Source organism: uncultured Sulfitobacter sp. (genome assembly GCF_947497275.1).
GTDB lineage: Bacteria > Pseudomonadota > Alphaproteobacteria > Rhodobacterales > Rhodobacteraceae > Sulfitobacter.
Genome location: NZ_CANMFS010000010.1, coordinates 24,116 through 36,597, shown reverse-complemented (window position 1 = coordinate 36,597; position 12,482 = coordinate 24,116). Strand labels below are relative to the sequence as shown.

General features: G+C 59.7%; 17 protein-coding genes. 11 read left to right on the top strand and 6 right to left on the bottom strand.

The annotated features are described in order from the left end of the window. Positions 1–20: 20 nt before the first annotated feature. Together Q1A06_RS17285 and Q1A06_RS17280 are read left to right on the top strand one after the other, a co-directional pair. Positions 21–611 (top strand): L,D-transpeptidase, encoded by a 591-nt coding sequence (locus Q1A06_RS17285; RefSeq protein ID WP_299566584.1) that lies wholly within the window; start codon positions 21–23, stop codon positions 609–611. 19 nt (positions 612–630) lie between these two features. Continuing rightward, positions 631–900, top strand: coding sequence for a hypothetical protein (locus Q1A06_RS17280; protein WP_299566582.1), 270 nt, complete (start codon positions 631–633; stop codon positions 898–900). 85 nt (positions 901–985) lie between these two features. Here Q1A06_RS17280 and Q1A06_RS17275 read toward each other — a convergent pair whose 3' ends face one another. The 3 genes from Q1A06_RS17275 to Q1A06_RS17265 form a co-directional block, all read right to left on the bottom strand. Continuing rightward, on the bottom strand, positions 986–1,651 hold the full coding sequence (locus Q1A06_RS17275) for a L,D-transpeptidase (protein ID WP_299566581.1): 666 nt from the start codon (positions 1,649–1,651) through the stop codon (positions 986–988). A gap of 296 nt (positions 1,652–1,947) precedes the next feature. After that, entirely contained in the window at positions 1,948–2,790 is an 843-nt protein-coding gene (locus tag Q1A06_RS17270) for a hypothetical protein (RefSeq protein ID WP_299566579.1), read from the bottom strand. 237 nt (positions 2,791–3,027) lie between these two features. Further along, entirely contained in the window at positions 3,028–3,783 is a 756-nt protein-coding gene (locus tag Q1A06_RS17265) for a hypothetical protein (RefSeq protein ID WP_366523541.1), read from the bottom strand. A gap of 110 nt (positions 3,784–3,893) precedes the next feature. Here Q1A06_RS17265 and Q1A06_RS17260 point away from each other — a divergent pair, with 110 nt between their 5' ends. Further along, positions 3,894–5,153 (top strand): Fic family protein, encoded by a 1,260-nt coding sequence (locus Q1A06_RS17260; protein WP_299566577.1) that lies wholly within the window; start codon positions 3,894–3,896, stop codon positions 5,151–5,153. Between the two features lie 26 nt (positions 5,154–5,179). Here Q1A06_RS17260 and Q1A06_RS17255 read toward each other — a convergent pair whose 3' ends face one another. Genes Q1A06_RS17255 through Q1A06_RS17245 form a run of 3 tightly spaced genes read right to left on the bottom strand, consistent with a single transcriptional unit; the run spans position 5,180 to position 5,977 of the window. Next, a complete protein-coding gene (locus tag Q1A06_RS17255) occupies positions 5,180–5,479 on the bottom strand; it encodes a type II toxin-antitoxin system RelE/ParE family toxin (protein ID WP_299566575.1) in 300 nt (99 codons plus the stop codon). 9 nt (positions 5,480–5,488) lie between these two features. Beyond that, positions 5,489–5,755: an antitoxin gene (locus Q1A06_RS17250; RefSeq protein ID WP_299566573.1), complete on the bottom strand. Its 267-nt coding sequence runs from the start codon at positions 5,753–5,755 to the stop codon at positions 5,489–5,491. Between the two features lie 42 nt (positions 5,756–5,797). After that, entirely contained in the window at positions 5,798–5,977 is a 180-nt protein-coding gene (locus tag Q1A06_RS17245; protein WP_299566725.1) for a hypothetical protein, read from the bottom strand. A 294-nt stretch (positions 5,978–6,271) separates the two neighbouring features. Here Q1A06_RS17245 and Q1A06_RS17240 point away from each other — a divergent pair, with 294 nt between their 5' ends. From Q1A06_RS17240 to Q1A06_RS17205, 8 genes are read left to right on the top strand one after another with little or no spacing between them, the layout of a single operon-like run. Next, a complete protein-coding gene (locus Q1A06_RS17240) occupies positions 6,272–6,631 on the top strand; it encodes a hypothetical protein (protein WP_299566571.1) in 360 nt (119 codons plus the stop codon). Further along, positions 6,585–7,322 (top strand): lytic transglycosylase domain-containing protein, encoded by a 738-nt coding sequence (locus Q1A06_RS17235; protein WP_299566723.1) that lies wholly within the window; start codon positions 6,585–6,587, stop codon positions 7,320–7,322. The genes Q1A06_RS17240 and Q1A06_RS17235 overlap by 47 nt, the downstream gene beginning before the upstream one ends. Further along, on the top strand, positions 7,319–7,609 hold the full coding sequence (locus Q1A06_RS17230; RefSeq protein WP_299566569.1) for a TrbC/VirB2 family protein: 291 nt from the start codon (positions 7,319–7,321) through the stop codon (positions 7,607–7,609). Before Q1A06_RS17235 ends, Q1A06_RS17230 begins: the two co-directional genes overlap by 4 nt. Positions 7,610–7,618: 9 nt before the next feature. Then, the gene (locus Q1A06_RS17225; protein ID WP_299566567.1) at positions 7,619–7,897 is read left to right on the top strand and encodes a VirB3 family type IV secretion system protein; all 279 of its coding nucleotides are present in this window, start codon (positions 7,619–7,621) and stop codon (positions 7,895–7,897) included. Then, the gene (locus Q1A06_RS17220; protein WP_299566565.1) at positions 7,887–10,283 is read left to right on the top strand and encodes a type IV secretion system protein B4; all 2,397 of its coding nucleotides are present in this window, start codon (positions 7,887–7,889) and stop codon (positions 10,281–10,283) included. Before Q1A06_RS17225 ends, Q1A06_RS17220 begins: the two co-directional genes overlap by 11 nt. Then, positions 10,280–10,495: a hypothetical protein gene (locus tag Q1A06_RS17215; protein ID WP_299566563.1), complete on the top strand. Its 216-nt coding sequence runs from the start codon at positions 10,280–10,282 to the stop codon at positions 10,493–10,495. Before Q1A06_RS17220 ends, Q1A06_RS17215 begins: the two co-directional genes overlap by 4 nt. A 4-nt stretch (positions 10,496–10,499) precedes the next feature. Continuing rightward, entirely contained in the window at positions 10,500–11,678 is a 1,179-nt protein-coding gene (locus tag Q1A06_RS17210) for a lytic transglycosylase domain-containing protein (protein ID WP_299566561.1), read from the top strand. Then, positions 11,675–12,472, top strand: coding sequence for a type IV secretion system protein (locus tag Q1A06_RS17205; protein WP_299566559.1), 798 nt, complete (start codon positions 11,675–11,677; stop codon positions 12,470–12,472). Before Q1A06_RS17210 ends, Q1A06_RS17205 begins: the two co-directional genes overlap by 4 nt. The last annotated feature ends 10 nt before the right edge of the window (positions 12,473–12,482 follow it).

Below are 12,482 nucleotides of genomic sequence, written 5' to 3'. Positions count from 1 at the left end.
TATGGTTGGAGGCTTTGACGATGAAACGAGCAAACGAAAAAGCAGTTACACGTAGGGCTGCGCTTCTGGGGGCCGCCGCGAGCGGATTGGTTTTCGGAACTGGCACGGTCACGGCACAGACAAACGATGGTCTGGCGGCACCAACGGTGCGTAGTAATATATCCGGGTTTAGGGTTGCGTCTTGGCAAGACCATTTCGATAATCTGCGAAACGGCGCAATCCTCTGCGACATCGACTCCCGCGCGGTGCAGTTCTGGTCTGAGGACGAAAGCCTTTACAAGCTCTACCCCTCCAGCATCCCACTTACGGAGGAGCTGACACGTCGCGGCTATACCGAAGTCGTCCGCAAAGTGGATGGCCCGAGCTGGCGGCCTACGCCGTCGATGAAGGAGCGCAATCCCGAATGGCCGGACTTTGTCGGCCCCGGCCCCGACAATCCACTTGGGACGCACGCGCTCTATCTGTCGTGGCAGTATTACCGGGTGCACGGGACCGGCGACACACGCAAGATCGGCAGACAGTCGTCGAATGGTTGTATTGGTCTATACAACGAGCATATCAAGGAACTGTTCGGGCTTGCCGAAATCGGAACTCAAGTGAAGATTTTTTGAAAGTAGAAGAGTTATGCGGATGTATCCTCAAACCGGTTTGATCGTTGTAGCTGCGCTATCGTTGGGAGCATGCTCCGGTTCTTTCACGGGTGCATCCGATACTACTGGAGCCAGACAAGTGCCGGAAGCCGTCGTAGCGATGGCGGGACCCAATCAGGATCTTTTGACAGCCCGACTTATGCCGGAAAACGGGTGCTATTGGTATCTGCACAACGGACCTGTTGAAACGACCCTGTTGCCCCTTCGGACCGCCGCGGGAAATCCAATCTGCCAACAATCGGCGACCTAGATTAGTGGGGAGCGTGAAGCCAACGACAGTCAGATTGCCGTTGTTCTCGAAGAGCACTCCCTCAACACCCGCCCAAACCTCAACTTCAGCTCTGGGCGGTTACGCTCTCCTCAGCTGAGTACAGAAAGGCTGTCGATCCGACCTGAACTCGCGGATAAAGTTCGTTGATATGCGCCATGACCATTCGAACGCACCCCGAACTTGCGCGCCCGCCGATTGAGCGTGGGGAGGGTGTTCCGTGGATGCGAAGATATGTATCCCGTTCGCCGACAAAGAGATAGAGGGCTCTTGATCCAAGTGCATTTTCAGGCCCGGGCTCCATGCCGTCGGCGATATCGGCGTAGAGCTCCGGGTCGCGGTCAATCATGTTCTGCGTCGGCTGCCAATGCGGCCAACTTACCTTCCGCTTGATGGAGTATGTACCTGGTTCGTAAAGGGAGCCGCGCGCGATCGCGACACCGTAGCGCATCGCTGTGCCGCCTTCCTCAATGTGATATAAATATCGTGCCACTGCATCTACGTGAATGTCGCCAGGGACCAGCCCGTCTTTCGCTACAACTCGTTGAGGTAGAAAGCGAGGGTGCAATCCCCAAGGATTAGATGTCTCAAGATCAAAGTTGGGTGGTGTTATCTCGGAGTCCCAAGCCGCTTTCTGAGCATTTGTTGGCCAAGTGTCCGCAAAAACTGGTGCAGCCATAGGCGCTGAAAAAAGGGTGGCAGTAGTCACTATGAAATGTCGTCTTGTTAGCATTGAGCGTCTCCAACTGATTGCAAGATCTGAGGTAAACCTAGTATGGCTGCTCGTGACGTCTAAGACCTCTAGCAACTAGAGCCTCAAGGATAGATTTTCTTGATCTCGGTTCTGATCACAAATCGACGCATAGCTGCTAGCATTCAAATTTGCTTTTCGCAGCGCTCCAACCCCATCGCACTAGGATTGCCGATTGCTACATCTTAATGCGGCACGCGCAAGTTTGAACTGCAATAAGTCCCTTGTATCGCTGGAAAAGAAGCAGGCATTTGGCACGCGTGCTGAAACAAATTGATTCATCTAGAGATCTCCCCCGCCAGAACGGCCCTGCCATGCACCGCCAAGATCGCAGAGAATCTCTGGCACCCGAACTGCCGGATCACGTCGATCACCCTGGCTTCGTAATCGGCGTGCCCGATGACCCGACATAGGTCCGATGCGTGAAATTGACGGTTTGCGCTTGGCGCAGCTTGGATCTGATCGAGCAATTCACGCTCTTTTGGATCAATTACCCGTTTCGGGGCTGGAGTGGGTTCCGAGCGAAGCGGTGTTGCCGGTGCAGTGCGCCACCGACGCATGAAGCCGAGCAAGTAGCCTGCAGGAACTCTGCCGTTGCCTCGCGCCCGGTTAAACGCGAGGAAGCGATCCCAGATCAGTTGCGTGTCGACGTTCCAGCAGGGTAGGGCGGTCTTCGCTGCCCTGATCAAGGTTGCCCAACATGTCTGAAAAACGTTCGAGTTCGCGGTGATTTCAATTAGACCTGAGAATATAGTTTTGTTATTATTATCTCTAGATAGTGATGTGTCACCCTCACCTGACACGAGATCATGGGCATCCTCCTCTGCATCAAAGGCCGCAAACCGGAAGAGCCAGGGGGCAAATTTGCCGTTTGATTTCTGGCGCACCAGCTCCAGATCCGACGCTTCGAGTTCGCTCAGAAGGACCGTCAGATACTGGCGCGAGATGCCCATCTTGCTTGCCAAGACTGAGAGGGTGAAGGCGGCTGTCCCGCGCGACAACCCGTTGTAGCCCTCCTTCCAGGCGATGCCGTCAAGGATGAGAGTGGCAAGCTTGTGAGCGGATACGGAAAGATCAGTCTGCGTAATGCGTCGTAGTATCAAGCCGGTTGTGGGTTCCATGGTCGGGGTCTCCTGAGAGAACCGACGCCATGTCGTGAGACAACAACATTCTTGCCAGCAAAACAACTTTGCTGGTTGCGGGTGTTCGGACAGTGCGCTAGAAAATTCTTGTTCACGGATTTTTCTAGCGCGGCGTCAGGCTTCACGGTCTGGCGTCGTTTCCTTTTCTGGGTTGATTGCACGGCTTCCGGTGCAGGGATTTGCGAGGAGCGCTCAGGAAACCTGGCGCTTGGTTGGTCAGTAGCGGACTTCTTCGGAGCCGTAGTTCCCGGCGTGATCACGCCAGTCCACGAAGACAGACCGATAGAAATAGCTTCTGCATCCGTTCGGGATGGTTAGCTCAGACGCGGTCGGCACCTGCGCCACGCCGGACCTTGTCCAGCGATAGTCACCTTGAAGGCCGTATGATCCCAAGCGCGTCGAGTCGCTTCGATTGCAGTCGCCATCGCGGTTTTCGTTTTGGCGGTATTGGATATGGTAGACGCGGATGCTCCTCACGAAGTCGAAGGCGTCGCCCGAGATGTCGATGTCCGCTTGATCATCGGCTTGGACATGAACAAGAGGCAGGGGAGCCGTTTTCTGACGGACCGAGAGCGGATCGCGGAACGCAATGTCATAGAGCCGCTCCATGGGTGACATCGGTGCAGGCTCGTTGAAAGACGCCCCCATCGGGCAACGCCAGATCTGCAACGGCGGTTCGATCGGCCACGGTGTGATCCGGCGAATGAACACTGCCCGCGCGTGCGCGCATGGTGCGGATGCAGGCCATCCCCCAGAAAGACATAGCAGGATCGCGCAGTCGACCTGATAGGCTTGGGCCGCGGCGGGCGAACCCACAAGAGAGGATATGCTGATTGCCGCGGCGGCTGCCACGCTATGGACCATGTGTTTCATGATGCCGACTCCATCTATAATGGTGCAGCGATACGAAACAACATTAATGATAGCAAGGAGATTTGATTGATTGAGATGTGCAAGTTTCAGCGCAGCCATTCATCACATCTTGGACCGTAACAAAGCCTTCTGAAGCGTTAGCGGTCAGAGAACCGGCCAAATTGGCGGAATAATTATCACTTCCTAGCTGATCAACCATTTGATAGCGTTTGTTTTTTATTGAGATTAATCACGGCCAAAAAAGTGGCCAGAAAGCAGGACAAGTGACGATCTCCGATGATGGCGAGACAGTAGGTCTGTTCGAGCCTCTCATGGTTTCGGAAAATTCTCCGGCTCGGGCGGGTTTGAACGATCTCGCGCTGGAGCTGGCTGAAAAGTCTGCGGCGTTCCGGAGTGGATTGCCTGCTTCCGTCTCGGATGCCTTGGCAGATCTGGTGCGGGCGATAAACTGCTACTACAGCAATCTCATCGAGGGACATGACACTCATCCCATCGACATCGAACGAGCGATGCGGAACGACTACAGCGCCGATCCATCGAGGCGTAATCTTCAGCTCGAAGCCAAGGCGCATGTCGCAGTCCAGAAATGGGTCGATGAAGGCGGAATGTCGGAGCCCGCGACCGCGCCTTCATCGATCATCGAGCTGCATCGCCGCTTTTGCGAACTTTTGCCGCCTGAGCTTCTCTTTGTTGAGAATCCGAAGACAGGCGATCAGATCTCAGTTGTTCCTGGCGAGTTTCGCACCCGGTATATCGAAGTTGGACGGCATGTCGCCATCAGCCCAGGTGCTTTGCCGCGCTTTCTCGAACGAATGGACAAGGCTTACAGCCTACCGGGCCGTATCGAACCGATCCTTGCTGCTGCTTGTGCCCATCACCGACTTCTCTGGGTGCACCCTTTTCTGGATGGCAACGGAAGAGTTGCCCGTCTGATGTCCTATGCCATGCTGCGCAAGGCTCTCGATACGCGTGGCCTTTGGTCGGTAGCGCGCGGGTTTGCGCGGCAAGAGGCGGCTTACAAAGAGCACCTGGCCAGCTGTGACGGTCCCCGTCGTGGAGATCGCGACGGACGCGGCACGTTGAGCGAAGCCGCACTTGCTGCGTTCGCGGGCTTCTTCCTGCGCACCTGCATAGACCAGGTGGAGTTTATGGAGAGCCTCATGCGGCCGGGGCGACTGCGTGACCGCATCCTGATCTGGGCGGAAGAAGAAATCCGCGCAGGAGCGCTACCTCCGAAATCCAATACAGTGCTGAAGGCCGTGCTCTATCAGGGGCAGATCGAGCGCGGGGAGGTCGAGACCATCCTTGGCACCAGCGACCGCACCGCGCGGCGGGTGACATCTGCGCTCGTTGAGGCGGGCGCATTGTCCTCGGCATCAACGCGGGCTCCGCTAAAGTTGGCATTCCCTGCTAAGTACGCGGGGAGGTGGATGCCCGGGCTGTTTCCCGACAGGGATGGGCAAGTCTGAGCCACGGAATTCGAGGTCGGTCCGGTTCAAAGCCGGTCCTTGAGCCGCCGTATGAAGTCCATACGTTCATGCAGAACGGCGATAACAATCGGCCGTGTATCGGCAAGCCAGACGATGAAGTGGTGTTCGCAGCGGTGGATCCTGACATTGTCGGGCAGTTGTTCGAACTGTCGGGACCGAGTGCGGTCTGACGCGATCCTGTCACAGCAAGCATCGATCTGGTCGAGATACCTGTCGGCCTGATCCGCGCCCCAAGTTTGATAGGTGTAGGTCCAGATGGCGCGCAGATCGCCCTCTGCTGCACGCGTCAGATCGTAGTCAGCCATCCGAGGGTTTTAACGCTCAGCCTGAGCGCGCGCTTCGCGTCGGATGTCACGGATCGACTTTGAGGACAGTTCGCCGCGACGGGCCTCCTCGATACGCGGCGCGAGGAACTGCGTCAGAGCACCGAAGGCGGCCTCCTCGCTCATACCGTCCAAGGGCGGTGCATCGCCAAGCGTTCGGTTCAACACATAGTCCTTGATACTTTGGCCGCTCAGGGCCGCGATAGCCTTGAGTTTTTGATGTTCTTCAGGGGTGATATCGATCGAGAGTCTGGGCATGGGGGAAACATAACTGCTTCGGTCCCACAAAACAACATTTGTTCACTCCACGGCATCCAAGAACCTGCCATAATCCTCACTGACTTCACGAGCCTCCGCGAAGGCGCGAGCACGCTCTTCATCGACGCAACGGAAATATTCCTGAACATCAGTGATGTAGGTTTCAAAATCCGCCCGGATCAGTGCGGCGTAGGTTCGCATGTCGTCTTGGGACTGGGGCAGAAACGGTCGCTCGGGCGGAACGCAATCCGCAGACGCAGGTACTGGCGCGCTTCCAAGCAAGACCGGCAGCAATAACGTAGCAATGCGCGCACAGGAAATGTGCAGGGCAAAACTCCTTTGCTGCCTTTAAGATCACGTATCTGTCAGCTATCACTGTTATTGGAGCAAGGCGATGTTCATCAAGTCGTTTTAATTGTCTTGCTATCATTAATGTTGTATTGTATCGCCCGTGGTGTTTCAACTCTACGGGACCGATGCTGCACCTCAGGCAGAGAAAGGACCCGTGGGAAAGCCATGATAGAAGAAGCCCCCAATGTGGTTACAGAAGACGGACTGCGCGGCCTGCTCACCGAGGGCTACCTCATCGAGGTGGTCTGCAAGGAAGAAGCCGAGAAGCGGCATAACAGCTGGTACGGTACGTGGGTCATCCGCGCCGTCGCGTCTGATGGACGTGATGACAAGATGCTCGTTACCAGCCGAAGTGTTCTCAAGCTGCGCGATTTCAAAACCATCGTTGGCCTTGTCAGCTTCCTGGCCGACATGGGCTGCACGACAGTCAGCATTCCGCTCAACGAAGGTGGTCGTGAGCGTCACGCCGCTCCCGGTCATACATCAGGGTCGCAAAACGGAGCGACCCCGGTCAAGGACAGCTAACCGCGCCTTTGCGCTCGTCGTTGTTTTGGGTACAGGCGTTTGTTCCGCGCCCTTGGCGGCTGAAACACGGGCGGGTGCCGACGCTTTCATTTTCTCTGTTGGTCCCGATGGCCGACTGAATTCCGTCTCTGATGACGCAAGCACCCTGCGCTCCTTCTCCGAGACCCAAGAGGCGACGGATCGCCTTTTTCTTTTCGCAGAACCACGTGGCCCTGAAGTAGTCACTGAGGTGGCGATCCCGGCTCCGCGTGCTGTTCGCGCCTCCGCAGAAATCCTTGATGCGATCGAGACCACTGCCCTGCGGTATGCCGGGCATGGCGCTCTGCGTCGTGCGGGCCTCTCCGTCACCGACTGGGCGCTCCTCTACCGCGCCAATATTGAAGTCGAGAGTGCCTACAACCCGATCGCACGAAGCCCGGTTGGCGCCATCGGCCTCGGACAGTTGATGCCGGGCACTGCAAGCGATCTCGGCGTCGATCCCCACGATGTCGCCCAGAACCTCGACGGATCAGCGCGCTACCTTTTGATGATGCTCGACCAGTTCGGCGACGGAGCCTTGGCGCTTGCGGCCTACAATGCCGGCCCTGAAGCGGTCACCCGCCACGGAGGCATTCCCCCCTACACCGAAACCCAAGGGCATGTGGCCCGTGTGACAGCCGTGTTTCAGCGGTTGAGAGGAGATCTTTCGTGAATTCCAAACCATCTGTTGTCGCGCTTGGCGCGATGGCTCTCATCGTACTGGCAGGGCCCGCACTCGCACAGAGCATCGACCTCTCGCCTGTGCAGACGCTGCTGCAGGGCATCGTCGATGCGATCACGGGTCCCTTGGGCATCGTGATCGGCACGCTGGCGTTAATCGGCGTGTTCCTCTCCTGGCTCTTTGGCATCCTCGATTTCCGCCAAGCGCTCTGGGTGGTGGTTGCAATCGCCGGCATCGCCGCAGCGCCCACCATCGTCGCCGCGATCTGGACGACCTGAGTAAAACCCATGGCTGACCAGTCCCGCGTCTTCATCGGCCTTCTCAGGCCACCCAAGCTGATGGGCTTGCCAATCATGTACGCCATGGTCTGGCTCTTCGGCTCAACGCTTCTGTTCCTCTGGGTGCAGAGCTGGGTGGTGGCCGTCTTTGCGGGCCTGGCCTGGCCCGCGCTCTGGAAAGCCGCGGACTGGGATCCGAACTTCCTCGATGTTCTGGTGACCACGTTGCAGGAAACGCCGCCGACAAAGAACCGCAAGCTCCACAGAGGCGATAGCTATGCCCCGTGATGGAATTGCAGGCCAGGATGCAGGCGCGCTCGATCCGCTGACGGCGCTGCCCACATGGGTCAAGGGCGAAAAGCGGCTATCGTCCATGCTGCCCTACGTCAGCCTCGTGACCGACCGGACGATCCGGACGCGCGGCAACGAGCTTATGCAATGCATCCGGCTCGAGGGGGTCAACAGCACAACGAGCGAGGACGCCTATCTCGACCGGATTGGCGTCCTCCTTGCGGGCATCGTCGCACAGGTCGGAACCGAGTTTTCTTTCTACCTGCACAAGGTCTCGAAGGCGGTCGATGTGACATTGCCGCCCATCCCGGGCGAGAGCTTCGCGACCGTCGTAGATCAGCAGTGGCGCGCCCATCTTGGCCGGTCGGGTCTGCGCGACAAGACGCTGACCCTCACGGTCCTGAAACGCCCTGAGACCGGCAGTCGTCTGCCATTTGGGCTCGGGGCCTCCCGCACACGGCTCGCGGCCGACACAACACGGCGGCTCAGGAAGCTCGATGAGGTCGTGGGGTTTCTGCTCTCGTCCTTTGATGAGATGAAGCCGCGCCTGCTGGCGGCCAGCACTGGCGAACTTCTGGGCTTTCTGGGCTCGCTCAACACGGGCGAAGAGCATCCGCTCTTCCCGCGCTCGGCACTTGGCGTGATTGCCGAGGATGTGGCCAATACCCGCGTCACCTTCCGCGGCACGACCATCGCGCTCAGCGACGGCGCCGTCGGCGACAAGGTGGGCGCGATCTTCGCGGTGAAAAACTACCCCGCTAAGACCGACAGCCTGATGCTTGACGAGTTGAACCTGCCCGTCGACATGGTGGTCACGCATTCCTTCGTGCCGATCAACGCCAACATCATGGCGGGCCGGATCAAGCGCCAACTTCGGCTGATGCAGGCCGCCAATGACGGGGCCGTCAGCCTCGCGCAGGAACTGGAATTGGCGCAAGACGATCTGGAATCGAAGCGCCTGATCTTCGGAGAGCACCACATGACGGTCGCCGTCTATGCCCGCAGCCAGGCCGCCCTCGACGACATCGCAGCAGAGATCCGCAACATCTCTGCAACCTCCGGCATCAATCTGATCTCGGAAGGGCTCAGTACGCGGGCGCATTTCATGGCGCAGCATCCCGGGAACACCGGGGCGCGGAGCCGCAAGGCCGCGATCACCAACCACAACTTCGCCGATCTCGCCACTTTCCACCGCACCCCGCTCGGCAAGACCGGACCAGAACTGCCCTGGGGCGTGCCGATCACGCTCTTCCCGACGCCAGAACGCAGCGGCTTCCGTTTCAACTTCCACGAACAGGGTGCGCCGGATCGCGAACCCACGGGCGGTCATACGCTAATCTTGGGCCGTCCCGGCTCGGGCAAATCCGTGCTCGCTGCTTTCTTGATGACCATGGCCCGGCGTGCGGGTGCGCGGCTCTTTGTCTTTGACTACCGCGCAGGTATGGAAATGGCCGTCCGCGCCTTGGGCGGCAGCTATTCAACCGTGCGGGCCGGACGGCCCACGGGGCTTAATCCGCTCCAGACCGAGATCGACGCGCGTGGTCAGGCCTGGCTGGCCGACTGGCTTGCAAGCCTTCTCGAGCGCCGCGACCGGCCCCTGACCCCGGTGCAGACCAACCGGCTGCAAGAGGTCGTGCGCCAGAATGCCAGTGCCGGGAATGCGGGCCTTAGGAACTGGTCGGACTTCGCCTCGCTTCTCGTCTCTACCGATGACGAAGGCGATCTCTTTGAGCGCATGCAGGAATGGACTGCTGAGGGTCGCTACGGCTGGATTTTCGGGGCGAATACTCAGGATACCTTCAGCCTGGATGGCGATGTCTCCGGCTTCGATCTGACCGGCATCCTTGATTCCGAAAGTGAGCGGGAACGCATGGCCGTCCTCTCCTACCTGTTCCGCCGGGTTGAGCGGGTGATCGAGGACCGCAAGCCCACAATCATCGTGATCGATGAGGCCTGGAAGGCGCTCGACAATGCCTATTTCGCGGAGCGGCTCAGCAACTGGCTGGTGACGGCCCGCAAGCAGAACGCCGTCGTCGTGATGATGACCCAATACGCAAGCCAGCTCGAGCGCACCCGCACCGGCAAGACCATCGTGGAAGCCGTGCCGACCCAGGTGCTCCTGCCCAACATCCGCGCCTCGGCCGCCGACTACGCGATGCTCGGCCTCAGCGACAAGGAACTCGATGTGCTTCTGGGCGTCGGCTCCGCCTCGCGGCTGGCGCTTGTGCGCGATGATCGGGGCGCGGTGGTGATCGACGCCGATCTCAGTGCCCTTGGCCCCCTCGTGACCATCCTCGGTGGCATGGAAAAGGGCGAAGACCTCGTCGGCCCCGATTACCGCGAGCGACCAAATTTCTGGGCTGATTTCAGGAGAGTGACATGACCCGCACCATCACCCGCAGCGCCGTGCTGCTTGGCCTCGGCCTGACCCTGACGGCCTGCGCGCAGCATACCCCCGCGCAAGCCAACTGCTTCAGCTTCCGGGATGCCCCCGCGCAGGCGGCAACCGTTACGACGACGATTTCCACCATGGGGGCGGCGGTCACGCGCCGCGACACGGCTTGCGATTTCGTGATGGTGGGGGCGGACGGCTGAGCGCATGCGGACCTGGCTTCCACTCTCGATGGTCGGCCTTGCGCTGGCGGGTCCCTATGCGGGGCCAGCGGTCGCTCAAGGCGTGCCGACCTTCGATGTGCGCCTCTTCGCCGAGCGGCAGGCGATCCTTGAGCAGACCGACCGGGATCTGGCGCTTCAGCAAGACCGTCTGACCCGCGAGGAGGAACTGGCCGAGATCGAACGCCAGCAACTCGCCTCGCTTGAGGGGTTGATGGATGCCATGTCGCTTGGCTCGGCCGATGTCGCGGGCACAGTGGCCGGGCTCGAGGCGGGGCAGGGGGTGGTTCAGGGGTCTGGGGGCGACGTCGAAAGCGCGGCCGCCAGCCTCTATGCACCCGAGGACAACAACCCGGCCGCGGCCCGGATGTTCGGCGATGCCCGGGAAGGGATCGAGGAGCTGATCATCCGCGCGGCCCGCGACACCTATAATCTGCCGGGCGTCAGCCGCGCAGGGCTCTCGCTCGTTCAGTGGCGCTGCCTCCTGCAAGCCCTGATCTGGCAGGAAAGCCGCTTCCAGATCGGGGCGCGCTCCCCCGTTGGGGCCTTCGGTCTCACCCAGATCATGCCTGGAACCGCAGGCGATCTCGGCATCTACCCAGCCTATTACGACGACCCCTACCTGCAGGTCACCGGCGGCGCGCGATACCTCGCGCAGATGCTGAACATGTTCGATGGCAACATCATCCACGCGCTCGCGGCCTATAACGCGGGTCCGGGTAACGTGCAGAACCACGGTGGCGTGCCGCCCTTCGCGGAAACCCAGCACTACGTCTTGGTGATCCCGCAGCAGTACAACAGCTACCTCGCCGCCGTCGGCGGCATCGATGCCCTGGGCACCATCGACCCGTTGCTTCTCGCCAATGCGAGTTTCAGCCTCTCGGCCCATGGCGCGGGCGTCTATGGCGACTACTCGCTGGTCTCGGTGCGGGCCGCGGCCCTGCGAGTGCAAGGCATCATCACCCGGATCGGCGAGACCGAAGACCTGCACGAGGCGATCGCGCTCAACACCTATGCCCGGGCCGAGCTTGCCCGGCTGGTCGCGATCCGGACCCGGATCAAGGCCGCGCACACCCAGCCCTTGAGCGAGGAACAACTCGCCATGGCAGCCGCTCAAGCCGCTGAGCGGCAATACATGAATTTCAATCAGGAGGATTTGCAGTGATCGCGCAATTTACCCGTTCCATTTTCACCAGTGCGGCGGCCGCAGCGCTTGCCTTCAATCTCACCGGACCCGTCGCCGCACAAGGCGTTCCCACGGTCGACACCCAGAACATCGCCCAGGAAATCCGCCAGCTTCAGCAGATGTTGCAGGATTTCGGGCTCCAGACCGATCTCCTGGACAATGCCCTCGAGCAGCTCGACATGCTGCAGAGCCAGCTCGATCAGCTGAACGAGATGTATGCCTCCCTCACCGGACCGCGCAGCATCCTCGGCCTTGCCATGGGTGGGGATTTGGACAACCTACTTGAGGCGAATATTGAAGATATTCCCGGTCTGATCCGGGGTATCCAGGCGGGCGACTGGAGCAGCCTCATCGGCCCTAATTCAGGCCCGATGCGCACCCAGATGGAAGCGGCGCTGGCAAGTGCCGGTTTTGACGAAGACTCACTGCGCGAGATTGCCACCAGCGGCAATCCAGGTGCGGAGGGCGTCGCCACGCGTGCAACTACCGGTGCTGTCATGTCCGCCGCTGCCCAGAACAGTCATGCCGAGGCTGAACAATCTCTCGAGCGGGTTGAACGTCTGGTCGAGATGATCCCGGATATGGAGGATCTGAAAGCCTCCATGGACCACAATACCCGCGTTACGGCAGAGCTCGCCATCGCCATGACACGCATGTGGGAGTTGGAAGCGATCCAGACCCTCGGCGCGGGCAATGCAGGCGTGGTCGATGCCGCCACCGTTGCCGAAGAGCGACGGTACATGGACTTCACCCTACCGGAACTTCGACCATGAGTGGAGCAAT

Bases quoted from the DNA above. Each gene is read 5' to 3' on its own strand.
- Q1A06_RS17285 (WP_299566584.1), top strand. From the start codon at position 21: ATGAAACGAGCAAACGAAAAAGCAGTTACACGTAGGGCTGCGCTTCTG.
- Q1A06_RS17280 (WP_299566582.1), top strand. From the start codon at position 631: ATGTATCCTCAAACCGGTTTGATCGTTGTAGCTGCGCTATCGTTGGGA.
- Q1A06_RS17275 (WP_299566581.1), bottom strand. From the start codon at position 1,651: ATGCTAACAAGACGACATTTCATAGTGACTACTGCCACCCTTTTTTCA.
- Q1A06_RS17270 (WP_299566579.1), bottom strand. From the start codon at position 2,790: ATGGAACCCACAACCGGCTTGATACTACGACGCATTACGCAGACTGAT.
- Q1A06_RS17265 (WP_366523541.1), bottom strand. From the start codon at position 3,783: ATGGCTGCGCTGAAACTTGCACATCTCAATCAATCAAATCTCCTTGCT.
- Q1A06_RS17255 (WP_299566575.1), bottom strand. From the start codon at position 5,479: ATGGCTGACTACGATCTGACGCGTGCAGCAGAGGGCGATCTGCGCGCC.
- Q1A06_RS17250 (WP_299566573.1), bottom strand. From the start codon at position 5,755: ATGCCCAGACTCTCGATCGATATCACCCCTGAAGAACATCAAAAACTC.
- Q1A06_RS17240 (WP_299566571.1), top strand. From the start codon at position 6,272: ATGATAGAAGAAGCCCCCAATGTGGTTACAGAAGACGGACTGCGCGGC.
- Q1A06_RS17225 (WP_299566567.1), top strand. From the start codon at position 7,619: ATGGCTGACCAGTCCCGCGTCTTCATCGGCCTTCTCAGGCCACCCAAG.
- Q1A06_RS17220 (WP_299566565.1), top strand. From the start codon at position 7,887: ATGCCCCGTGATGGAATTGCAGGCCAGGATGCAGGCGCGCTCGATCCG.
- Q1A06_RS17215 (WP_299566563.1), top strand. From the start codon at position 10,280: ATGACCCGCACCATCACCCGCAGCGCCGTGCTGCTTGGCCTCGGCCTG.
- Q1A06_RS17210 (WP_299566561.1), top strand. From the start codon at position 10,500: ATGCGGACCTGGCTTCCACTCTCGATGGTCGGCCTTGCGCTGGCGGGT.